At 62.2% G+C, this 22,237-nt stretch carries 24 protein-coding genes; 16 read left to right on the top strand and 8 right to left on the bottom strand.

Going from position 1 to position 22,237, the window contains the following annotated elements; genetic code table 11:
• Positions 1-59 precede the first annotated feature (59 nt).
• Positions 60-1,094, bottom strand: a complete 1,035-nt coding sequence (locus ACX3VQ_RS12140) for a bifunctional transcriptional activator/DNA repair enzyme AdaA (protein WP_462581323.1) — start codon at positions 1,092-1,094, stop codon at positions 60-62.
• 81 nt (positions 1,095-1,175) lie between these two features.
• On the opposite strand from ACX3VQ_RS12140, the gene ACX3VQ_RS12135 reads away from it, so the two are divergent.
• The 11 genes from ACX3VQ_RS12135 (at position 1,176) to ACX3VQ_RS12085 (ending at position 11,934) form a co-directional block, all read left to right on the top strand.
• Entirely contained in the window at positions 1,176-2,741 is a 1,566-nt protein-coding gene (locus tag ACX3VQ_RS12135) for a trypsin-like peptidase domain-containing protein (protein WP_462581322.1), read from the top strand.
• Positions 2,742-2,813: 72 nt separating this feature from the next.
• Positions 2,814-3,296 (top strand): peptide-methionine (R)-S-oxide reductase MsrB, encoded by a 483-nt coding sequence (msrB, locus tag ACX3VQ_RS12130; RefSeq protein WP_462581321.1) that lies wholly within the window; start codon positions 2,814-2,816, stop codon positions 3,294-3,296.
• On the top strand, positions 3,293-3,883 hold the full coding sequence (gene msrA, locus ACX3VQ_RS12125; protein ID WP_462581320.1) for a peptide-methionine (S)-S-oxide reductase MsrA: 591 nt from the start codon (positions 3,293-3,295) through the stop codon (positions 3,881-3,883). Before msrB ends, msrA begins: the two co-directional genes overlap by 4 nt.
• A gap of 158 nt (positions 3,884-4,041) precedes the next feature.
• On the top strand, positions 4,042-4,596 hold the full coding sequence (locus ACX3VQ_RS12120; RefSeq protein ID WP_462581319.1) for a F0F1 ATP synthase subunit delta: 555 nt from the start codon (positions 4,042-4,044) through the stop codon (positions 4,594-4,596).
• A gap of 37 nt (positions 4,597-4,633) precedes the next feature.
• A complete protein-coding gene (gene atpA, locus ACX3VQ_RS12115; protein ID WP_462581318.1) occupies positions 4,634-6,163 on the top strand; it encodes a F0F1 ATP synthase subunit alpha in 1,530 nt (509 codons plus the stop codon).
• Positions 6,164-6,190: 27 nt separating this feature from the next.
• The gene (locus tag ACX3VQ_RS12110) at positions 6,191-7,060 is read left to right on the top strand and encodes a F0F1 ATP synthase subunit gamma (protein WP_462581317.1); all 870 of its coding nucleotides are present in this window, start codon (positions 6,191-6,193) and stop codon (positions 7,058-7,060) included.
• Between the two features lie 15 nt (positions 7,061-7,075).
• Positions 7,076-7,423 carry a hypothetical protein gene (locus ACX3VQ_RS12105; RefSeq protein ID WP_462572420.1) on the top strand — a complete coding sequence of 116 codons (348 nt, stop codon included), beginning with the start codon at positions 7,076-7,078 and terminating at the stop codon, positions 7,421-7,423.
• A gap of 25 nt (positions 7,424-7,448) precedes the next feature.
• Positions 7,449-8,906 (top strand): F0F1 ATP synthase subunit beta, encoded by a 1,458-nt coding sequence (gene atpD / locus ACX3VQ_RS12100; protein ID WP_462572422.1) that lies wholly within the window; start codon positions 7,449-7,451, stop codon positions 8,904-8,906.
• Between the two features lie 5 nt (positions 8,907-8,911).
• Positions 8,912-9,169, top strand: a complete 258-nt coding sequence (locus ACX3VQ_RS12095; protein WP_462581316.1) for an ATP synthase F1 subunit epsilon — start codon at positions 8,912-8,914, stop codon at positions 9,167-9,169.
• A gap of 179 nt (positions 9,170-9,348) precedes the next feature.
• Entirely contained in the window at positions 9,349-11,457 is a 2,109-nt protein-coding gene (locus ACX3VQ_RS12090; RefSeq protein WP_462581315.1) for a prolyl oligopeptidase family serine peptidase, read from the top strand.
• 195 nt (positions 11,458-11,652) lie between these two features.
• Positions 11,653-11,934 (top strand): DUF1153 domain-containing protein, encoded by a 282-nt coding sequence (locus tag ACX3VQ_RS12085; RefSeq protein ID WP_462581314.1) that lies wholly within the window; start codon positions 11,653-11,655, stop codon positions 11,932-11,934.
• Positions 11,935-11,968: 34 nt separating this feature from the next.
• Here the strand turns inward: ACX3VQ_RS12085 and ACX3VQ_RS12080 are convergent, their stop codons facing one another.
• Together ACX3VQ_RS12080 and glmU are read right to left on the bottom strand one after the other, a co-directional pair.
• A complete protein-coding gene (locus tag ACX3VQ_RS12080) occupies positions 11,969-12,193 on the bottom strand; it encodes an HNH endonuclease (RefSeq protein WP_462581313.1) in 225 nt (74 codons plus the stop codon).
• A gap of 61 nt (positions 12,194-12,254) precedes the next feature.
• A complete protein-coding gene (gene glmU, locus ACX3VQ_RS12075; RefSeq protein ID WP_462581312.1) occupies positions 12,255-13,616 on the bottom strand; it encodes a bifunctional UDP-N-acetylglucosamine diphosphorylase/glucosamine-1-phosphate N-acetyltransferase GlmU in 1,362 nt (453 codons plus the stop codon).
• Between the two features lie 59 nt (positions 13,617-13,675).
• On the opposite strand from glmU, the gene ACX3VQ_RS12070 reads away from it, so the two are divergent.
• The 3 genes from ACX3VQ_RS12070 (at position 13,676) to ACX3VQ_RS12060 (ending at position 16,563) form a co-directional block, all read left to right on the top strand.
• Complete coding sequence (locus tag ACX3VQ_RS12070) at positions 13,676-14,359, top strand: HAD hydrolase-like protein (protein ID WP_462581311.1); 684 nt, start codon at positions 13,676-13,678, stop codon at positions 14,357-14,359.
• A gap of 134 nt (positions 14,360-14,493) precedes the next feature.
• Positions 14,494-15,423: an SDR family NAD(P)-dependent oxidoreductase gene (locus tag ACX3VQ_RS12065; protein WP_462572429.1), complete on the top strand. Its 930-nt coding sequence runs from the start codon at positions 14,494-14,496 to the stop codon at positions 15,421-15,423.
• Between the two features lie 69 nt (positions 15,424-15,492).
• Positions 15,493-16,563 carry a hypothetical protein gene (locus ACX3VQ_RS12060; protein ID WP_462581310.1) on the top strand — a complete coding sequence of 357 codons (1,071 nt, stop codon included), beginning with the start codon at positions 15,493-15,495 and terminating at the stop codon, positions 16,561-16,563.
• 62 nt (positions 16,564-16,625) lie between these two features.
• On the opposite strand, the gene ACX3VQ_RS12055 is transcribed toward ACX3VQ_RS12060, so the two are convergent.
• Genes ACX3VQ_RS12055 through ACX3VQ_RS12040 form a run of 4 tightly spaced genes read right to left on the bottom strand, consistent with a single transcriptional unit; the run spans position 16,626 to position 19,632 of the window.
• Positions 16,626-16,991 (bottom strand): DUF2794 domain-containing protein, encoded by a 366-nt coding sequence (locus ACX3VQ_RS12055; protein ID WP_462581309.1) that lies wholly within the window; start codon positions 16,989-16,991, stop codon positions 16,626-16,628.
• A complete protein-coding gene (gene epsC / locus ACX3VQ_RS12050) occupies positions 16,991-17,701 on the bottom strand; it encodes a serine O-acetyltransferase (RefSeq protein ID WP_462581308.1) in 711 nt (236 codons plus the stop codon). The genes ACX3VQ_RS12055 and epsC overlap by 1 nt, the downstream gene beginning before the upstream one ends.
• Positions 17,702-17,727: 26 nt before the next feature.
• Positions 17,728-18,345, bottom strand: coding sequence for an HdaA/DnaA family protein (locus ACX3VQ_RS12045; RefSeq protein ID WP_462581307.1), 618 nt, complete (start codon positions 18,343-18,345; stop codon positions 17,728-17,730).
• 6 nt (positions 18,346-18,351) lie between these two features.
• Positions 18,352-19,632 carry a heavy-metal-associated domain-containing protein gene (locus ACX3VQ_RS12040; protein WP_462581306.1) on the bottom strand — a complete coding sequence of 427 codons (1,281 nt, stop codon included), beginning with the start codon at positions 19,630-19,632 and terminating at the stop codon, positions 18,352-18,354.
• A 73-nt stretch (positions 19,633-19,705) separates the two neighbouring features.
• Here ACX3VQ_RS12040 and purM point away from each other — a divergent pair, with 73 nt between their 5' ends.
• A complete protein-coding gene (gene purM / locus ACX3VQ_RS12035) occupies positions 19,706-20,812 on the top strand; it encodes a phosphoribosylformylglycinamidine cyclo-ligase (RefSeq protein ID WP_462581458.1) in 1,107 nt (368 codons plus the stop codon).
• A complete protein-coding gene (gene purN / locus ACX3VQ_RS12030) occupies positions 20,805-21,410 on the top strand; it encodes a phosphoribosylglycinamide formyltransferase (RefSeq protein ID WP_462581305.1) in 606 nt (201 codons plus the stop codon). The genes purM and purN overlap by 8 nt, the downstream gene beginning before the upstream one ends.
• On the opposite strand, the gene mddA is transcribed toward purN, so the two are convergent.
• Positions 21,407-22,144, bottom strand: coding sequence for a methanethiol S-methyltransferase (mddA, locus tag ACX3VQ_RS12025; protein ID WP_462581304.1), 738 nt, complete (start codon positions 22,142-22,144; stop codon positions 21,407-21,409). The two genes, purN and mddA, sit on opposite strands and share 4 nt — an antisense overlap.
• Positions 22,145-22,237: the final 93 nt, after the last annotated feature.

Raw genomic sequence — 22,237 nt, 5'->3', positions numbered from 1 at the left:
CCGCGCCTATCGGCGCGCGCTAACCAAGGCGCAGCCGGGGGCGTGCCGGCCAAACTGGATCAGTTCCCGCCCGCCTCCCTCTTGAGCAATTCGCGCTTGATATCGGTGCCATAGGCATAGCCGCCCAGCGAACCGTCCGCCTGGATCACCCGGTGGCACGGAATCAACACTGCGATATTGTTGGCTCCGTTCGCGCCTCCCACGGCGCGGCTGGCCGTGGGCTTGCCGAGTGCGGCGGCGAGTTCGCCATAACTGCGCGTTTCGCCGGGCGGGATACGGCGCAGTTCCTGCCACACGCGCTGCTGGAATGCCGTGCCTTTGACGTCGAGCGGGATCCCGGCGCCGGTACCGGGCCGCTCGACCGCCTGCGTCACTGCAGCGAACAGCTCGCGGAATTCCTCGCTGCCATGCACCAGCCGGGCCTTGGGAAAACGGGCTTGCAGTTCCGCCTCGCCCTCGTTGAAGGCAAGGCAGCACACGCCTTTCTCTGTTGCGGCGACCAGCATCGGCGCAATCGTGGTCTTTACCACCGCCCAGTTAATCACCCTGCCCTCGCCGCCGTTCTTCCAGTCGCTTGGCGTCATGCCCATCTTGCCTTTCATCCCTTCGTAGAAGCGGCTCGGTGCCTCGAACCCAGCGTCGTAAATCGCATCGGTCACGCGCTCTGCATTTCCCAGCTTGTCGCGGGCGCGCTCTTCGCGCAGCGCGCGAGCATAAGCGGCCGGAGAAAGCCCGGTTGCGCGCTTGAACACCCGTTGGAAATGGGTTGGTGAATAGCCGGTGATGGTAGCCAGCTCCTCCAGCGAAGCCGTTTCGCCTGCCTTGACCGCATCGATTGCCGCCAGAACCGCTGCTTCGTCGCGCGCCACATCATCGGGCAGGCAACGCTTGCAGGCGCGCAGCCCGGCAGCGCGAGCTTCGGATCCGGTCGCAAAGAAACGCACATTGCCACGCGCCGGGTGCCGCGCCGCGCAGGACGGGCGGCAATAGATGCCCGTGCTCAGCACCCCGGTGACAAAGCGTCCGTCAAAACTGCGGTCGCGCCGCAACACCGCGGCCCAGGCTTCATCCTGATGGATTGTCTCACTGCTCATGTTGCCCTTGATAGGTTAAAGCACCGCTCACTGCATCCCGAAGCTTGCGGTCAAAGCATTTGGGCGTCAAACAGCGGTGCCATGGGCCGCTTGTTGACATTTCTTGCCTGCTTGTTCGCACTGTCCGTGCCGCATACGGCGCAGGCCGATCCGGCCGATATCGAAGCGGCGGCGCGCGGCGTGGTGCGCGTGGTGATCATCGGCACGGACGGGCGCGAAGTTTATCCGGTCAGCCACGGATCGGGTTTTGCCGTTTCGCCCACACAGATCATCACCAGCGCACATGTCATCCGCGAGGCGCTGCAGGATGATACCTTGCGCATCGGCGTGGTGCCCTCGCAGGGCGAAGAAGCAGCCTATGCCCGCCCGCTTTCGGTCAGCCCGCGCAACGATCTGGCACTGATAGAGATTACCGAGGGCAGCCTGCGCCTGCCGCCACTGACGCTTTCGGGCAACATTGCGGGAGACATGGGAGAGGTTTCTGCGGTTGGTTACCCGATGAATGTCGACCGTGCGCAGGGGCTTGATATCGGTGATATTTTCCGCGCCCAGCCGCCGGTGAAAAGCCGTGGATTCCTGTCGGGTGCACGCCCCAGCCGCCAGTTCGACACTATCCTGCATACAGCGCCGATCGGGCGCGGCAATTCGGGCGGGCCGCTGCTTGACGGATGCGGGCGCGTGCTCGGCGTCAACAGCTTCGGCGCGGATTCGGACGGTTCGGACGCCGAGTTCTACTTCGCCGTTTCGGTTCGCGAGATACTCCCTTTCCTGCGCAGCAACGAAGTTGATGTCAGCGTCAATGCGCTGCCCTGCCGCAGCATTGACGATCTTGAAGCCGCTGAGCGCACGCGGCTGGAACAGCAGCGCGCCGAAGCACGCGAACGGATTGATGCGCGCGAAATCGAACTGGCCCAGCGCCGCGACCGTGCCCAGTTCGAAGCTCAGTTGGAAGTGCAGCAAGAGCGTGAGAACGCCATGGCTTTGGCGCTGATCCTGCTGCTCGTGGCGATCGCTGCGGGCTATCTTGCTGAACAGGCCCGCAAACAGGAAGGCCGCGAGCGGCGCATGGCCATCGCCGGTGGAATTGCCTTCACGGCGCTGGTAGCAGCTGTGGCACTATGGGTTTCGCGTCCCGGCATCGACGAGATCGACAGGCGGGTCGAAGCGGTAATGAAGGCGAAGATAGGCGAGCAGACCGACCAACCCGTCTCGCAAGCGCGCGAAGGGACTATGCTGTGCACCTTCGTACCCGAACGCAGCCGCGTTACCAGCGCGCGCACCGACGATGTCGAGTTCGACTGGGCGGCCGATGGCTGTGTCAACTCACGTACGCAATACGGCCTCAACAATGGCGAATGGACGCGCGTGCTGGTATCCGATGACGAGGAATTGGTGGCCATCAACCGTTACGATCCGGAAACGCGCACCTTTCTGAGCGAGCACTACCTACTGGGCCGTGATGCGATGGCCCTGGCCCGTGAAGCGCGCAGCGCCTATGATGCGCCACAATGCGGCAGCACCAATGCCGCAGCCACCCTGGGCGAACAGCAGCAAAGCGTGATTGGCATGCTGCCGCCGCGCCCAAACGAGCGGCTGGTCTATAAGTGCGAGCCCAAAGCAAGGATCAGTTCATCGGGACAGGAATAGCCCAAGCGGAACCAAATGGCGGTTACAATCGTATTCGGCAGCGAGGTGCAGGCTATGAACAGGCGCAATATAATGATCGCTGGTGCCGGACTGTTCGCGGGTTTGGTCGCGCGCACTCAATTCGCCAATGCCAAGCCCGCGCGCAAATTTGAGGTCGCTTACAGCGATGCCGAGTGGAAGCGCAGGCTCACTGCGCGACAATATTACATTCTTCGCGAACAGGGGACCGAGCGGCAGTTCACCAGCGCGCTGCTGAAGGAAAAGCGCCCTGGCCTTTATACCTGCGCGGGCTGCGCGCTGCCTGTCTATCGCTCGTCCGACAAGTTCGACAGCGGCACCGGCTGGCCGAGTTTCGTTCGCGCGATCAAGGGCAATGTCGGAACCAGCATCGACAGGAGCTGGTTCAGTGTGCGGACCGAAGTGCACTGCCGCCGCTGCGGGGGGCATCTGGGGCACGTGTTTGACGATGGACCTCCACCCACCGGCAAGCGCCACTGCATCAACGGCGATGCGATGGAGTTTGTACCCGCCAAGCGCATGCCCAAATCGTCATGAGGCTGATCCTCGCGATATTCGCCGCAGCGCTATTGTCGGCATTCACGCAGGCGAAGGACACGCCGCTGCCTGCGCGTGCCGAAGCCTATTTCGCCATGGGCTGCTTCTGGTGCGCCGAGCATGACATGGAAGCGGTGCCGGGTGTAATCGAGGCGGTGTCAGGCTATACCGGCGGCACCACACGCAATCCAACTTATGCGCAGGTCAGCGCCGGGGGGACCGGTCACTTCGAGGCAGTGCGCGTCATCTACGATCCCCGCAAGGTCAAATATTCGCAGCTGCTCGACGTGTTCTGGAAGAATGTGGACCCATTCGATCCCGCTGGCCAATTCTGCGACAAAGGCGAATCGTATCGCGCCGCGATCTTCCCGGTGAATGCGGCGCAGCGTAAGCTCGCCGAAACCTCGAAGGCCCGGGTGGAGCGGCGATTGGGAAAGCCTGTAGCGGTACAGATTATCGCCAAGAGCGCTTTCTACAGGGCTGAAGGATACCATCAGGACTACGCCAGGAAGAATCCGCTACGCTACAGATTCTACCGCCAGGGTTGCGGCCGCGACGCGAGGCTCAGGCAGGTCTGGGGCGACTAGGCCAAGCCGCACCATTGCAAAAGGCGTGAAAGCCGGGTTGCTTAATGCCGGACCCTTTGCTAGTCGCGCGCCAGCTTTGCCGGGGCGCCCCCTTACGTGCCCGGAACGGTTAAAGCGGTGCAACGTTATTTTCGCAGATCCTGAAGGACGTAAGACGCGTGGATATTTCCGCCGGTATACAGGCTAGCCTTGCTGGGCGTTACGCCTCGGCCCTGTTCGAGCTCGCGGCCGAGGGCGGCATTGTTACGTCCGTCGAATCGGACCTTGAAACGCTCGACGCAGCGCTCGCCGAATCGGCGGAACTGCGCGAAGTCGCCAGCAATCCCCAGTTGAGCCGCAAGGCACAAGGCGAAGCAATCGCCGCAGTTGCCGCTCACCTCGGCCTGTCGGATCTGACGGCAAATTTCCTCGGCGTGCTGGCCAGCAATCGCCGCCTTTCCGCGCTCGGCAACATGATCCGCGCCTTCAGCGCCATCGCCGCCGCGCAGCGCGGTGAAGTCTCCGCTGAAGTTGCCAGCGCGCATGCGCTCAGCGACGAGCAGCTTGCGCAGCTCAAGGACAGGCTCACTGCCAGCCAGGGCCGCACTGTAAAACTCAAGTCGAGCGTCGACCCGGATCTGCTGGGCGGCCTCGTTGTCACTATCGGATCGCAGCGCATCGACGGCTCGATCCGCACCCGTCTGAATACCCTCGCCAAGGCGATGAAGGGCTGAAAGCCCGTATGCCCGAAGATTCGATGAAAGGCTGAAAATGGAAATCCGCGCCGCAGAAATCTCCAAGGTCATCAAGGACCAGATCGCCAATTTCGGCACAGAGGCCGAAGTGAGCGAAGTCGGCTCCGTCCTTTCGGTGGGTGACGGCATCGCCCGCATCCACGGCCTCGACAAGGTTCAGGCCGGTGAAATGGTGGAATTTGCCAACGGCGTTCAGGGCATGGCGCTGAATCTCGAGGCCGACAATGTCGGCGTCGTGATCTTCGGCTCTGACGCCGAGATCAAGGAAGGCGATGTCGTCAAGCGTACCGGCACTATCGTTGACGTGCCGGTGGGTAAGGGCCTCTTGGGCCGCGTGGTCGATGCCTTGGGCAATCCGATTGACGGCAAGGGCCCGATTGTGGCTGAAAAGCGCAGCCGCGTCGAAGTGAAGGCGCCGGGCATCATCCCGCGCGAATCCGTTTCGGAGCCGGTGCAGACCGGCCTCAAGGCGATCGACGCGCTCGTGCCCGTCGGCCGCGGCCAGCGCGAATTGATCATCGGTGACCGCCAGACCGGCAAGACCGCCGTCGCGATCGACACCTTCATCAACCAGAAGGGTGCCAACGCGTCGAACGACGAATCGAAGAAGCTCTACTGCATCTATGTCGCGGTGGGCCAGAAGCGCTCGACCGTGGCGCAGATCGTGCGCCAGCTCGAAGAAAATGGCGCGATGGAATATACGATCGTCGTCGCTGCAACCGCTTCGGAACCCGCTCCGCTGCAGTATCTCGCTCCCTACACCGGCTGCGCGATGGGCGAATTCTTCCGCGACAACGGCATGCACGCCGTGATCGTTTATGACGACCTTTCGAAGCAGGCTGTGGCTTACCGCCAAATGTCGCTGCTGCTGCGCCGCCCGCCGGGCCGCGAAGCTTACCCCGGCGACGTGTTCTATCTCCACAGCCGCCTGCTCGAGCGTGCGGCAAAGATGAGCAAAGCCAATGGCGGCGGTTCGCTCACCGCGCTGCCGATCATTGAAACGCAGGCGGGCGACGTATCGGCCTATATTCCGACCAATGTGATCTCGATCACCGACGGCCAGATCTTCCTTGAGACGGACCTGTTCTATCAGGGTATCCGCCCGGCAATTAACGTTGGCCTGTCGGTCAGCCGTGTGGGCGGCGCCGCGCAGACCAAGGCGATGAAGAAGGTGTCCGGCTCGATCAAGCTCGAGCTGGCGCAGTACCGTGAGATGGCGGCTTTCGCGCAGTTCGGCTCGGACCTCGATGCCGCCACGCAGAAGCTGCTCAACCGCGGTGCACGCCTTACCGAGCTGCTCAAGCAGCCGCAGTTCTCGCCGCTGCCCTTCGAAGAGCAAACCGTGTCGATCTATGCCGGCACCAATGGCTATCTCGATGCGATCGCGGTTGACCGGGTGACCGAGTATGAGGAGCAGATGCTGGCCTATATGCGGGCCGAGCACGCCGATATCCTCAAGGAAATCCGCGAAACCACCAAGTTCGAAGGCGAAACTGCGGACAAGACCAAAGCCGCGCTGCAAGCTTTCGCCAAGCAGTTCGCCTGAACCTGAGAGCACACTAGGAGAGCCAACATGGCCTCGCTGAAAGAACTCAAAGGTCGGATCAACTCGGTCAAGTCGACCCAGAAGATCACCAAGGCCAAACAGATGGTCGCAGCCGCCAAGCTGCGCCGTGCGCAGGCGGCTGCCGAAGCGGCGCGCCCCTATGCCGAACGCCTGAGCGCGGTGATGGCTTCGTTGGCAGCAAAGGTCAGCGGAGACAGCGCGCCCAAGCTGCTGGCCGGCACCGGTAGCAACCAGCGCCACCTGCTGGTTGTGGTCAACACCGACAAGGGTCTGTGCGGCGGCCTCAACGCTAATATCGTGAAAGAGGCCAAGAAGCAGGCGCAGGCGTTGATCGCCGCGGGCAAGGACGTGCAGTTTTACCTCGTCGGCAAAAAGGGCCGTGCGCCAATCAAGCGCGACCATGCAGAGCGGATCGCCAAGTTTTTCGATACTTCCGGCGTGCGCACCCCCGGTTTCGAAGAGGCCGACGATATCGCCAAGGAACTGGTCGTCATGTTTGACAACGATCAGTTCGATGTTGCGCACCTGATCTACCCGACCTTCCAGTCGGCGCTGGCACAGGATCCGACCACCGTGCAATTGATCCCGGTTCCCTCGCCCGAAACCGTTGTCGCAGGTGATGCCGTGGTCGAATATGAACCGGGCGAAGAGGAAATCCTGGAAGAGCTGCTGCCACGCTATGTGAAGACACAGCTGTTTGGTGCCCTGCTCGAACGCGAGGCTTCCGAACAGGGCGCCTCGATGACCGCAATGGATAACGCCACGCGCAACGCGGGCGACCTGATCAACAAGCTGACGATCCAGTACAACCGCAGTCGCCAGGCCGCGATTACTACCGAACTGATCGAAATCATTGCCGGCGCAGAAGCGCTTTAGAAACGGATAGTAATTGTGAAAAAGATTGCCCTTGCCCTCTTGCCCGTTCTCGCACTTGCCGCTTGCGGCGAAGAGCCAGCTCCTGCGCCGCAGCCGACCGAAACCGCCGTGGCAGAGCCGGAAGTGCCCGCCCTGCCCGCGCCCGACGAGGGCGTGTTTGCCGCAACCATCGCCAAGGCATGCCCTTCGGCCAAGCCGGTCAGCACTTCCGTGTGCAAGCGCGCGGGCTTCGGCTCCTCTGACGTTATTTGCAACTACGGCCTGGGTGAAGACGAATATCTTCGCCATTCGGCCACTCTGACCCCTGGCGACGGTGAATGGACCGTTGTCGACACTGAAACCGTTTGCGCCCAAGGCGCCTGATAAACTGCAAGGCAGGACACAGAAAATGGCCACCGCACCCGCATTGAACCAGACCACCAACGGCACGATCAGCCAGGTCATCGGCGCCGTCGTCGACGTGCAGTTCCCCGCCGAACTGCCCGCTATCTTGACCGCGCTTGAAACGAAGAACGGCGAAAATACGCTGGTTCTCGAAGTTGCGCAGCACCTTGGCGAAAACACGGTACGCACCATCGCGATGGACGCGACCGAAGGCCTTACCCGCGGCCAGGAAGTGGTGAATACCGGCTCGCAGATCTCTGTGCCTGTCGGCCCCAAGACACTGGGCCGGATCATGAACGTTATCGGCCAGCCGATCGACGAACGCGGCCCGATCGGTGCGGAAAAGACTGCCCCGATCCATGCCGAGGCTCCGCTGTTCGTCGACCAGTCAACCGAAGCGGCGATCCTGGTTACTGGCATCAAGGTGATCGACCTGCTCGCCCCCTATGCGCGCGGCGGCAAGATCGGCCTGTTCGGCGGCGCTGGCGTGGGCAAGACCGTGCTGATTCAGGAGCTGATCAACAACATCGCCAAAGGCCATGGCGGCGTCAGCGTGTTTGCGGGCGTGGGTGAACGCACCCGTGAAGGTAACGACCTCTATCACGAATTCCTTGACGCGGGCGTTATCGCCAAGGACGCGGATGGCAATGCCACCAGCGAAGGATCGAAGGTGGCGCTGGTGTTCGGCCAGATGAACGAGCCGCCGGGCGCGCGCGCACGAGTGGCGCTGTCGGGCCTGACCATGGCGGAATATTTCCGCGATGAGGAAGGCCAGGACGTGTTGTTCTTCGTGGACAACATCTTCCGCTTCACGCAGGCGGGTTCGGAAGTGTCGGCGCTGCTCGGCCGTATTCCTTCGGCGGTGGGCTATCAGCCCACACTGGCCACCGACATGGGCAATTTGCAGGAGCGCATTACCTCGACCACCAAGGGCTCCATCACCTCGGTGCAGGCTATCTATGTTCCCGCCGATGACCTTACCGACCCGGCCCCGGCAACCTCGTTCGCGCACTTGGACGCGACCACCACGCTGAGCCGTGCAATCTCCGAACTCGGCATCTATCCGGCGGTTGACCCGCTGGATTCGACCAGCCGCGTTCTCGAACCGCGGGTTGTGGGCCAGGAGCATTACGAAACCGCCCGTAAGGTCCAGGAAACGCTGCAGAAGTACAAGAGCCTGCAGGACATCATCGCCATTCTGGGCATGGACGAGCTGAGCGAAGAGGACAAGCTGACCGTGGCCCGTGCCCGCAAGATCCAGCGTTTCCTTTCGCAGCCGTTCCACGTTGCCGAGGTGTTCACCAACATTCCGGGCGTGTTCGTGCAGCTGGAAGACACGATCAAGTCATTCAAGGCCGTGGTTGAAGGTGAATACGATCACCTGCCCGAAGCGGCCTTCTACATGGTTGGCGGCATCGACCAGGCGGTCGAAAAAGCCAAGAAACTGGCTGAGGACGCGTAAACGCGATGGCACTGCACTTCGAACTCGTAACGCCGGCACGGCTTGTCCGCAGCGAGGACGTCTACATGGTGGTCGTCCCCGGCGCGGAAGGCGAGTTCGGCGTATTGGAAGGCCACGCGCCCTTCATGTCGACTATCCGCGATGGCGCTGTGCAGGTCTACAAGACCGACGGCGCGCAGCCCGAGCTGATCGAAGTGCGCGGCGGCTTTGCCGAAGTCGGCGACGCTGGCTTGACTGTACTGGCGGAGCACGTCGAAGGCTGATCGCTGCTTTGAAAACCCGAATGCAAAGGGGCGGCCACGGGTCGCCCTTTTCATTTGCGGAACCGATACAAGGTAGTAGGATTATCCGCATTGCAGCCCCAATGCGGGCTCTGGTCGCTTTCCCGTGGAGAGGATTTTTGAAACTTGTTTCCAAACTTGCTTTGGCAGGTGCGCTTGCCATGACAACCGCAACCGCGTCAGCCGACAATCACATCGACGAGACGGGCATCCCCGGCGCCGAGCAGGATCCCCATATCTGGCTCGAGGAAGCGCGCGATCCCAAGGCGCTTGAATGGGTCGAGAACGAAAACACCCGCACACTGGAAGCTTTCACCGGTGATCCGCGCTTCGAGAAGCTGAAGGCCGAAGCGCTGGCGATCTTCGACAGCAATGACCGCATTCCTTTTGTCAGCTTTCGCCCCGATGGGCTCTATAATTTCTGGCAGGACAAGGCCAATCCCAAGGGGCTGCTGCGCCGCACCACACTGGAAAGCTACCGGACCGAAGAGCCGCAATGGGAAGTGGTGCTGGATGTGGACGCGCTGGCCAAGGCAGAAGGGCGCGAATGGGTATACCAGGGTTCGACCTGCCTGCCGCCCGATCAGCGCCACTGCATGATTGCACTATCCGATGGCGGCAAGGATGCCACCGTGCTGCGCGAATTCGACACCCACACCAAAAGCTTTGTGTCTGCCGATTCTGGGGGCGGGTTCGAATTGCCCGAAAGCCAGGGTAACATCCAGTGGGTTGACCGGGATACACTCCTCGTCACGCGTAACTTCAGCAACGAGCTGAAAACCGAAAGCGAATATCCCTATACCACTCGCGAATGGAAGCGCGGCACAAGCATCGATGAGGCACCGGAAATCTTCCGCGGCTCGCCGAAAGACGTGTGGTCGGGCGCCAGTCTGCTGCGCGATGGCAAGGCGGTGATCCATGGCATGACTGCCTTCCGCGCGGTGAGCTTCCATGAAACCGAACACTATTTCCAGAAGGACGGTGAATGGTTGCGGCTCGAAATCCCGCTCAAGGCATCGCCCTATGGCATTGTCGACGGGCACATCCTGTTCTCGACCGATGTCGATTGGGAAACGCAGGGTCAGGTATTCCCGGCGGACTCGCTGGTCGCGGTCAATCTGGAGGAATGGAAGGCTGATCCCAACGGCGCGAAAAAGACGCTGGTATGGGCACCGGGTGAACGCCAGACCAGGCAGGGCGGATCGATTACCCGCAACTCGCTGTTCGTCAGCATGCTCGACAATGTGGTGGGCAAGGTTGTGCGGTTCGATTTCGAGGATGGCCAATGGGTGCTCTCGCCGGTCGAACTGCCCGACAATGCGACGCTGGGAATTGCCGCTTCGTCGGATGAGACGGACCAGATCATGTTCACGGCAACCGACTTCCTCCATCCGACTACGCTATATTATGCGGATGGAGGCACCCCTGCCCCCATCAAGACCTCGCCCTCCTATTTCGATCCCGCCGGCATGGAGGTAGAGCAGCACGAGGCCACATCGGCTGATGGCACCAGGATTCCCTATTTCATCGTCAAGCCCAGGGGCATGGAAATGGACGGTTCCACCGCCACGCTGCTGACCGGCTATGGCGGGTTCCAGGTGCCGCGCCTGCCCGGTTATCTCGGCTCTACCGGCAAGCTATGGCTCGAAAATGGCGGCGCCTATGTGCTGGGCAATATGCGAGGCGGGGGCGAGTTCGGGCCGAACTGGCACCAGAGCGCGATCCGCGAGAACAAGCAGCGCACCTGGGATGACTTCATCGCCATTGCCGAGGACCTGGTGGCGAAGGGCTTCACCAGCCCTGAGCATCTTGGCATTCAGGGCGGTAGCCAGGGCGGCCTGCTGGTCGGCACGGCCTTTACCCAGCGGCCGGACCTGTTTGGCGCAGCAATCGTTCAGATCCCACTGTTCGACATGCTGCGCTATCACCTGATCGGGCGCGGGGCTTCGTGGATCGGCGAATATGGCGATCCGCGCATTCCCGAACAGCGCGCCTGGATCGAGGGCTATTCGCCCTATCAGAAGATCGTGGATGACGTCGATTACCCCGCACCGTTCCTGTGGGCCTCGACCGCGGATGACCGCACCCATCCTGCCCATGCACGCAAGGGCGCGGCCAAGCTCAAGGCACTGGGCCAGCCATATTATTACTATGAGGAAACGACCGGCGGCCATTCGGGCGGAGTTGACAATGAGCAGCGCGCGCAGCTCCAGGCACTGCAATATGTCTATCTGATGCAGCGGCTGATGGATGAACCTGCGGCGAAGTAAGGCCCGCTCGTCGGCGCAGTATTAAGGGGGGCGGGCCAAAGCGGCTCGCCCCTTTTGCGTCGTGCACCAACGATCCACCGCAACGCAGGCACGATTGGGATGGCTAATGCGCCCTAAACCAATGCTGATAGGCTGAAATTAACCCACGAAACCGATGATTTACGGGCAATAGGGGGGCCATAACGGAGAAGTACCATGCCCTATGCCCCGCACGAGACCGTAGCTGACGCAATCAGGCGCGCCGGCCTGCCCAAATCGCATGACATCAACTGGACTGAGGCGCGCAAGGCCGAGGTTGTTCGGGCGGTGCGTGACAAGCTGATAAGCTTTGACGAAGCGCGCTGGCGCTATCTGCTCAGTCACAGCGAATTTCGCCAGTGGGAACGGCAACTCGGCCCGCGCCATGGCGACGCCGCACAACCAAAAAAGCCTCCCGAAGCGCGCCAGCGCGACTGCCAGCCGCTTGAAAAGGCCTGAGTACCGGCGACCCTGGCCAGCCGCCCGCTTTTGCTCACCTAATCCTGGTTGGTGCGTGAAAGTCGGGCGGCCTGGTGCTTACCCATTTAACGAATTTCGCGATCTCGGGATGCGCGCGGATCGCCGCCAGATCATCCCCCATCCGGCCGAGCTGCGCATTGGTGAAGTTGGTATGAATGGCCTGGTGGCAGATCGCGTGCACAGGCACCTTGATCCGGCCCTTCTTCGCCCTGGGCACCGGATGATGCCATTGGATCAAGGTTCCGAAAGGCCGATCGCACAGCCAACAAGCAAGCTGGTCATCACCGCACACCGGCGTTTCAATCCTTCTTCTGCTGTGCGGCTTTTTTCTTTTTCATCGTATCGTGGAATCGGTCTGCCCAGCCCGGTTTCACAATCTGCTCGCCGCGCACCATCCGCAAATCACCGTCGCCCACATCGCTGCTGACTGCGCTGCCCGCCGCAACAATCGCGTCCGCGCCGATCCGCACCGGCGCGATCAGCGCGCTGTTCGAACCGATAAAAGCGCGCGGGCCAATCTCCGTGCGGTATTTGAAATAGCCGTCATAATTGCAGGTGATGGTACCCGCGCCGATATTGGCATATTCGCCCACCGTCGCATCGCCGAGATAGGTGAGGTGGTTTGCTTTCGCCCCCACCCCCAGCGTCGCGGCCTTCATCTCGACGAAATTGCCCACCTTGCTGCCCTGCTCCATCACCGCGCCGGGCCTGAGGCGGGCAAAGGGCCCGACCGAGCAGCCTTCGCCCACGCTGGCACCCTCGAGATGGCTGAAGGCGTGGATCGTCGCCCCGTCAGCAACGCTGACACCGGGGCCGAACACGACATTGGGCTCGATCGTTACATCGCGGCCAAGCTGCGTATCATGCGAGAAGAACACCGTTTCAGGCGCGCGCAGGCTTGCCCCATCGGCCATCGCAGCCTCGCGGCGCGCGGCCTGCCACTGCGCCTCGGCGGCGGCGAGTTCGGCGCGGCTGTTTATGCCGGTCACTTCGCCCGGATCATCGCAAATGACCACCGCGCAGGTTCGCCCGTCGGCAATCGCGATATTGACTACATCGGGCAGGTAATACTCGCCCTGCGCATTGTCATTGCCGACCCGCTCCAGCAGCGTGAACAGATCGGTACTGCGCGCCGCGAGCAGGCCCGAATTGCACAGGCTGCAATTGCGCTCCACCTCGCTCGCATCCTTGAATTCCACCATCTTCGAAATCGTGCCGGCCTGATCCGCAATCACGCGCCCGTAATGCCTCGCATCCGCAGGCTCGAAGCCCAGCACCACCGCAGCCGGATCACCTTCGCCGTGCAGCCGCGCCAGCATCATGCGCATGGTATCGGCGCGCACAAAGGGCACATCGCCATAAAGCACCAGCACATCGCCGCTGAAACCGGCCAGCGCGGCCTCGGCCTGCTGCACTGCATGCCCGGTGCCCAGTTGCGGCTCCTGCTTCACCGTCAGCGCACGCCCCGCCATAGCCGCTTCGATCTGCTGCGCCTTGTCGCCCACCACCACCACAGTCTGCCTGGGGGTCAGCTCTCCCAGCGAAGCAAGCAGGTGATCGAGCATGGGGCGCCCCGCGATCGGGTGCAGCACCTTGTGCAGGTCGCTCTTCATGCGGGTACCCTTGCCTGCGGCAAGAACGATTGCGGCTAAATCTCTCATCCGCGCTTCATGGCACCAAACGCTTGCGGTTTGAAGAACCATCCGCCACCGCAGCACCCATGGCTGATTTTCCCTTCCAGGGCGTGGGCTTCGATCTCGACGGCACGCTGCTCGATACCTTTCGCGATCTTGGCGCGGCGGTGAACCATGCGCTTGAGCTGGGCGGATTGGATCCGGTGCCGGTCGGATCGTCCAAGGACCTGATCGGCGGCGGTGCCAAGATCATGCTGGCCAGGGCTGTCGATGCGCAGGGCGGCATGCCAGAGGATGATTTCCGCGCGCTCTACAAGGCCATGCTGGCCTATTATGCCGAACACAACGCTGTCTACACCCGCCCCTATCCGCACGCGGAGCAGGTGCTGAGCGAGCTCGCCAGGCGCGGGGTGCAGATGGCAGTGGTGACCAACAAGTTTGAAGGATTTGCCATCAAGGTGCTGACCGAACTGGGCCTGGCGGATCATTTCGTGGCCATCATCGGCGGCGATTCGATGGGCCGCGGGCCAGATGGCAGCTATCTCGCCAAGCCGGCGCCCGATCCGGTCATCGAGGCACAGCGGCGCTGCAACGCGGAAAGGTTCGTGTTTGTCGGCGATTCGACCTATGATGTGCGCGCCGCGCGCGGGGCAAATGTGCCAGTGATTGCGGCAGGATACGGCTATTGCGACCGCGCCCCGCACGAGCTGGGCGCCGATGCTGTAATCGATTCGCTCAGCGAGCTGATTCCCGCGCTGGAACGGCTCTGAATCGGGCAAATTGACCCTACGGCATAGCTCTTTGGCCATTGTGCGGTTGCAAGAATGGCACGAAACTGCCAACCCGCCGCACAGATTGACGCAAACGTAAGGCCAGATACTGGCTGGAAGCAGGAGAAACCCCCATGAGCATCGATTTCAAGGACAAGGTTGCGATCGTCACCGGCGCTGGCGGCGGGCTGGGCCGTGAATACGCGCTGGAGCTGGCGCGCCGCGGCGCAAAGGTCGTGGTCAACGATCTCGGCGGCTCGCGCGATGGCACCGGCCATTCGGACATGGCGCTCAAAGTGGTCGAGGAAATCGAGGCCATGGGCGGCGAGGCGATGTCGAACGGCGGCTCGGTCACCGAATACGAGCAGATGGAAAAGATGGTTGCCGACGCCAAGCAGAAGTGGGGCGGCGTGCATGTGCTGATCAACAATGCCGGCGTGCTGCGCGACAAGACCTTCGCCAAGATGAGCCCCGAAGATTTCGAATTCGTGCTCAAGGTGCACCTGACCGGTTCGGCCTTCGTCACCAAGGCGTGCTGGGAAACCTTCCGCGAGCAGGCCTATGGCCGCATCCTGATGACCGCATCCTCAACCGGCCTGTTCGGCAATTTCGGCCAGGCCAATTACGGCGCGGCGAAGCTGGGCCTGGCTGGCCTGACCAAGACGCTGCAGCTTGAAGGCGCGAAATACAACATCAAGGTCAACTCGCTCTCGCCCGTCGCGGGTACGCGCATGACCGAAGACCTGTTTCCTGAAGAAGCCTTCAAACTGTTCGATCCGGTCAACGTGGTTCCGGCCGCGCTGTTCCTCGTCAGCGAAGACGCCCCGACCAATGCGATCGTGGGCGCTGGTGCGGGCGGCTATCACTCTTCGTGGGTGGTGATGAACGATGCCGTATGGCTGCCCGAAGGCCAGCGCACGGTCGAAGGTTTTGCCGAGAACTGGGAAAAGATCTCCTCCTTCACCAACCTCACCGCCCCGCAGAGCGGCAGCGAACAGAGCGCCAATATCCTGAAGGCAATGCAGAAGGTGACAGGCACCGGCCCGGCCAGCGCGCGTGGGTGATGGCTGCTGTATTGACACAGTAATACACTAGGCGTATCTCTCCCCCATCAACATGGAGAGGTACGCCTCATGTATACAGAAGACGATCTGCGCCAGGCAGTCGCGAGCGGCGCGATCAGCGCTGCCGCGGCAGATGCATTGCGAAACTCGGTGCGCCAGATGCGCGATGCGCCCGCCACTGATGAAGAACATTTCCGCCTGATCAACAGCTTCAACGACATTTTCGTCACCATCGCCGCCGTGCTGCTGCTGGTGGCGATGGGCGGCATCGGCCAGGCGCTGATGCCGGTGGGCGACGGCCCGCCCCCGCTTGCAGGCCTGCTGATCGCGGGCGCAGCCTGGGGTATGGCCGAATATTTCACGCGGCAACGCCACATGGCGCTGCCCAGCATCGTTTTGCTGCTGGCCTTTGTCGGTGGTACTTTCGTAACCTTGCTGGGGCTGATCCTGCTGGTCTTCGGCGGCGATGATTTCGGGGCGAACAAGGTTTTGCCGGGATTGCTGATTTCCGGTGCAGCGCTGGTGACAGCCGGGGCCGCCTGGATGCACTGGCGCCGCTTCATGGTGCCGATCACCGTTGCAGCGGGCGCTGCCGCGCTGGCTGTGACCGCCATCGGCCTGATCGTGACCGCCATCGGCCCTGCACTGGTCAACGAAACAATCCTGCTGCCGCTAGTCTTCGTTGCCGGGGTGGCAATTTTCCTCGTCGCCATGCGTTGGGATACGAGTGATCGCGAGCGCCAAACGCGGCGCAGCGACGTGGCCTTCTGGCTGCACCTGCTCGCCGCACCGATGATTGCGCACCCGCTGTTCCACTGGCTGGGCGTGACCGGTGGCGAAAATATCGGACTGGGCGCGGCAATTGGCGTGCTGGTGGTCTATGTCGCGATGGGCGTGGTTGCCCTGGCGATCGATCGCCGCGCACTGCTGGTCTCAGCGCTGGCCTATGTACTCGCCGCGCTCACCTTCCTGTTCGACCGCTTCGGGGCGGTGGAGCTCAACGTCGCGCTTACCGCGCTGGTAATCGGATCGGCATTGCTGACGCTCTCGGCCTTCTGGACGCCGATCCGCCGCGCCGTAGTGCAGCCGCTGCCGCAAGACTTGCAGGCGCGCCTGCCGGCAACTGCCGCTGCTGCCTGAGATCAGGTTTCGCAATCAACCGAAGGGGGCTCGCGCGGCGGCGTGGGCCCTTTTCATTTTTGCTAGCCCTCGACCGCTTTCATCAACCGCCGCTCTACCGGCGCCAATACGCCCGCAAGTTCGTGACCGCGCTTGAGCACCTGGCCATGCTCGCCGAACAGCGTCCATATCCCCTGCCGATTGCGCAATGCCGGTCGCTTCTCGAGCCGTGCCTGTGGATGTTCGGCAGTACGGCGGAAAGCGGCAAACACCGCTACATCGCGGGTAAAGTCCATCGCATAGTCGCGCCACTCACCAGCGGCGACCATGCGGCCATAAAGGTCAAGGATACGCTGCAACTCGGCACGATCGAAGCCGATCTGGCCTGCCACACGAGGAGGAAAGGCAACGACCGAGCCGGGCTGGCCGGATCGCATACCCGAATTCATCAATCGTCAGTCCCGCTGCGTGACGATAAGGCCGGTGGAGATACAGCTTCCCTGATTGCCGCGATTTCCGCCTTTAGCATGGCGATCTCGCTTTCAAGCTTCTCCACGCAATCGCGGCCTAACTTGCCCGTTTCCGCGCACGGATCGTCACACGGCGTACCATAGGGGATAAACTCACGCACCCATTCTTCTGCCGATACCAGGGTTGACCGCGCCTTTAGGCCGATCATCGTCGCCCCTTCAGGCACCTCGTCTGTCACCACCGCATTGGCGCCTATTCGCGCCCGTTCACCTACAGTGATCGGGCCGATAATCTGCGCACCCGAACCGATAATGACATTGTCGCAAATGGTGGGGTGGCGCTTACCGCCCTTGCCATTGGCCGGATTTGTGCCGCCCAGGGTGACGCATTGGTAAATCGTCACATTATCACCGATCTCCGCAGTTTCGCCGATCACCGTGAAGCCATGGTCGATAAAGAAATTTCGCCCGATCTGTGCGCCTGGATGGATGTCAATCGCCGTGAGGAAACGTGAGAAGTGGTTCACCAATCGTGCCAGGAAGAACAGCTTTGCCTCAAACAGCCAGTGCGCAATCCGGTGGAAGAACAGCGCCCAAACACCTGGATAAAAGAGGATTTCCCACCGCGATCGCGGTGCCGGATCGCGCGCGTGGACAGAGTCAAGATAGGCTTTGAGCCGGTCAAACATGGTCAAATACTCCCACCAAACGCGCTTCAAAGCAAGCGTGCCTGCTCCGGCCCCTGTATGGCCTCCAATGCATCACGCCACAGAGACATGGTGGCAGGTGATTTGCGTTCAAGGCTGAGGCGGTCGATTGCGGCAACAAGTCTCTCGATATCGGCAAAGCTGCGTTCGGCGCGGGGCACGAGATATTCGAGCGCGCCATCGGCCAGCGCGAGCCCGCGCTGCTGCGCAATCGCCTCGATCAGCCGGGCCACCATATCATCATCGGGAACGCCGATTTCGAGCTGCAGCGAACCGCCCAGCCGCGACCGCAGATCGGGCAGCGCAATTTCCCACGGCTGTTTGTTCGAGATAATCAGCAGCGGCTCATCGCTGGCCTGCGCGCGGTTCCAGCGGTGGAACAGCTCTGCCTCGTCCCTGCGCTCGGCATCGTCGATTACCGCTATACCCTGCCCTGCGGCCCATTGGCCCAGCAGCGATTTGCCGGAACGCGGCGGGCCGGTGAGAACGGCGCTGTTGAAGGGCCAGCCTGCGGGCTTGGCCAGCGCTTCATAGGCGGACTGGTTGGCATTGCCGATCATTACGCGGCTGGGCTTGCCGCTGCCGGGAAGCGTCAGGGGAAGTGCAATTTGGGACGGCACGGCCACATCCGCTCAACGGCTGATAGCAAGCGCGTCAGAGCCCTGCTGCACTGTGTAGCCGCGCGCGCGCAGCGCCGCAGCAAGTTGGCCAAGCGAGCCGGCATAGCTCACCGTCATTACCGAGGTTCCGCCAAAGGCAAGGCTGGTGGTGGCCGCCCCGCGCACACCGGGAACGCCGCGGACGGCTGCCAGCGTGGCATCGATCGATGCCGCATCGGGGCTTGCGAATTGCACGACATAGGCACCCACAACCGCAGTTGCCGGAGCCTCGCTTGGCCCGGCGGCGGGCCCAGTGCGCATTGCCTCCGCCTCCATCGCGGCCTCGCGAGCCTCGATAGCGCGGCCAATCTCGATCAGCCGGGCGATCGCGGGATCGACGATCATCGCTGTGTCGTCATTTAGCGTAGGATCCGGCCTCAGCACCCCGCGATCGAGCGCATCCTCGAACAGCCGGTCAAACCGCCGCACTGCCTGTCCCAGCATATCCGGCAATTCCGCAGGAGAATCGGCGCTCATGCGGAAACTGTCGAGATAGCGATTGTCGGGCCCATATCGTGCGGTGAAGGTGCCATTCACGGGCCCACCGGGATAGCTGTATTCGAGCATGGCGACCGGCATCAGTACATCGGCTGCACCGAACTGGTCCAGCACAACCCGCCACCACGCGCGGCTGCGGCGCATGGTTTGCCCATGGTTGAGCAGCAGCGAATCTCCCCCTGCCCCGGCCGGGCGGAGGTAATTGACCCGGCTTGTGCCCGGATTGAATTCGGCCCAGGCGCGCTGCCACGGGTTGCGCACTTCGTACATGGTGAATGTGCCCGCACTGGCGACCACCGGCAGCAGCAGCATGGGTGCCGAAGGCCGCCCGCCCTCTCCGCCGCCCAGATATTGCGCAGCGCGGGTGCGATCAAAGATCACCCCCAGCTTCGCCTGATAGCGGCGGGGACCGATCAACTCTCGCTCGATCACCACTGCCGAAACCATCGCTTCTATATCGCGCTGCGGCAAGTCGGGGCCATTGATTTGCTTCCACGCCTTGCGCTGCGCCTCACTCCAGCCGCGCTCGCGCGCTTCCTCTGCACTGTCGGCGCTCACATCCACCTCGATCCCGCTGACTTCGATGTCGCTGCTGGCTGCAACCGGGGGAATGCCGCGGTCGCCCGCCACCTGCGCCACCAGGGCCGCAAAGCCCAGCGCCAGTGTGAGGAACAAGCCTAGTCCCAGCCCGGCACGCACAAAGTGGCGGCTGGAAAGCGTTGGCGTCAGGCGCAAAAGGGAAAGGAATGCAGTCATCGGGGAAAAGCTGACGCCTTTTGCCCAAAGGCGAGTGGAATTCCAAGCGCGAAAGGCTAAAGCGATGCACATTATGGCAATCAGCGACAAGCCGCCCGCAAATTACACCTATGAAGACGCCGGAGTCTCGATCGACGCGGGTAACCGCCTGGTCAAGGCGATCGGGCCGTTGGTCAAGGCAACCAGGCGCCCGGGCGCAGATGCCGAGATCGGCGGTTTCGGCGGGTTCTTCGATCCCAGGGCAGCCGGATACCGTGATCCATTGCTGGTCGCTGCCAATGATGGCGTGGGAACCAAGCTCAAGCTGGCGATCGATTCCGGCCGCCATGACACAGTCGGCATCGACCTTGTCGCCATGTGCGCCAATGATCTGATCGTGCAGGGCGCAGAACCGCTGTTCTTTCTCGACTATTTCGCCACCGGCAAGCTTGACAACGGCGTGGCCGAACGGGTCATCGCGGGGATCGCCGAGGGCTGCAAACAGGCGGGCTGCGCACTGATCGGCGGCGAGACGGCGGAAATGCCCGGCATGTACAGTGCGGGCGACTACGACCTGGCGGGTTTCTGCGTTGGTGCGGTCGAGCGGGGCGAGCAGCTGACCGGCGAGAAGGTGGCACCGGGCCACGTGCTGATCGGCCTTGCATCCTCGGGCGTCCATTCGAACGGCTATTCGCTGGTTCGCCGCCTTGCCGCCGACAAGGGCTGGAAGCTTGACCGCCCCGCCCTGTTCGATGCGGACCGTTTGCTGATCGATGTGCTGATCGAGCCGACGAAAATCTATGTCTCCAGCTTGTTGCCGCTGATCCGCGACGGGCTGGTGGACGCCTTGGCGCATATCACCGGTGGCGGATTGCTCGAGAATATCCCGCGCATCCTGCCCCAGGGCGCACATGCCGTAGTCAATGCCGATAGCTGGGAGCAGCCGCGGCTGATGGCCTTCCTGCAGGCGCAGGGCAATATCGAGCCGGGCGAGATGGCGCGCACCTTCAATTGCGGCATGGGAATGGTACTGGCAGTGGCGCCGGACAAGGTCGAAGCAGTGCTCGAGCGGCTCGGCGCAGCGAGTGAGACCGCCTTCATGATTGGCGCGATCGAAGCAGGCGAGCGCGGCTGCACCGTGCGCGGCACACAGGGCACGTGGAGCGCCAAGGCCGAATGGAGCGCCACGCATAATGCCTGAAACCGGGCCTGAAACGGGGCCTGAAAACGCAAAAGTTGCGATTTTCATCTCCGGTAGCGGGACCAATATGGCCGCGCTGCTCGATGCCAGCCGCCTCGACGGCTGCCCCTACGAGATTGTGCTGGTCGCGAGCAACAATCCCCAAGCCGCCGGTCTGACCTTGGCCCGGGCCGAAGGGATCACCACTTTCGCGCTGAGCCACAAGGGCATGACGCGTGCCGAACATGACGCGGCGATGGAAGGCGCAGTGCGCGCAGCAGGCGCGCAATATATCGCACTGGCAGGCTATATGCGGATCCTGTCAGATGAGTTTGTCACTCGCTGGGAAGGGCGAATGCTCAACATCCACCCCTCCCTGCTGCCCAGATACAAGGGGCTGGACACCCATGCCCGCGCAATTGCCGCAGGTGACAGCCATGGCGGCGCGACAGTCCACCTCGTCACGCCCGAACTCGATTCGGGTGCGATCCTTGATCAGGTCAGGGTAGCGATCCTGCCCGATGACACGCCCGAAGCCCTGGCCGAGCGGGTCAAGCTGGCCGAACACCAGCTCTATCCGCGCGCCCTGGCCGCCTATGTTTCGCGGGCCGGGGGCTAGGAGGCCTTGCCGATCCCCGGGATGAACGCCCCCACCCGCTTGCGATACTCGGCATATTGTTCGCCAAATACCGCCTGCAAGTCCCGTTCCTCGTAGGCAATGCCGATCATGATATAGATGGTGAAGCCCGTCGCCGCGAGCAGGTGGCCATAGCTCATATCCGGCGCTGCCCAGAAGGCGATGAAGAACCCGGTGTAGATCGGGTGACGCACCAGCTTGTAGAAAAACGGGGTGCGCATTCGGGAAGGTGCGGCGGTCTTGCCGGTGAGATGGTGCCAGGCCTGCTGCAATCCAAACAGCTCGAAATGGTTGAGCAGCCAGGTAGAGATGAACAGGATGGTCCAGCCCAGCCAGAACAACCCCCAGATCGCCATGCGGGCGGTGTCATTTCCAACCGACCAGATAAATCCTTCGATCGGATGCCAGAAACTGAAGATCATCGCCAGCACCAGTGCGGTCACAAGGCAATAGATGCTGCGTTCTGACGCAGCGGGTATCAGTTTTGTCAAGCCCGCCTTGAACCCCTTGCGTGCCATTACGGAGTGCTGGATGCCAAACAGCGCGATCAACCCGGTATCGATCAGCGCAGCGGTCAGGGGCGGTGCAGCCAGCCCCTTGTCGACATGCGTCGGCATGAATTCGAATCCGCCTACCCAGCCGACCAGATAAACAAAGCTTGCGAAAAACGCGGCGTAGCAGATCAGCGCCGCCGCCATGACAATCACTCGTCCCATAACTCCTCCCCGAGTGGAACCAGCGACCCTCGGATCAAGGTACCATTTGTACGCCCGCATTGCGAATCACCGGCTCATGCAGCCGAATCAAAA

The sequence above is a fragment of the Altererythrobacter chaiwopuensis genome (genome assembly GCF_054957735.1).
This window is presented reverse-complemented; position numbering and strand designations above follow the sequence as displayed.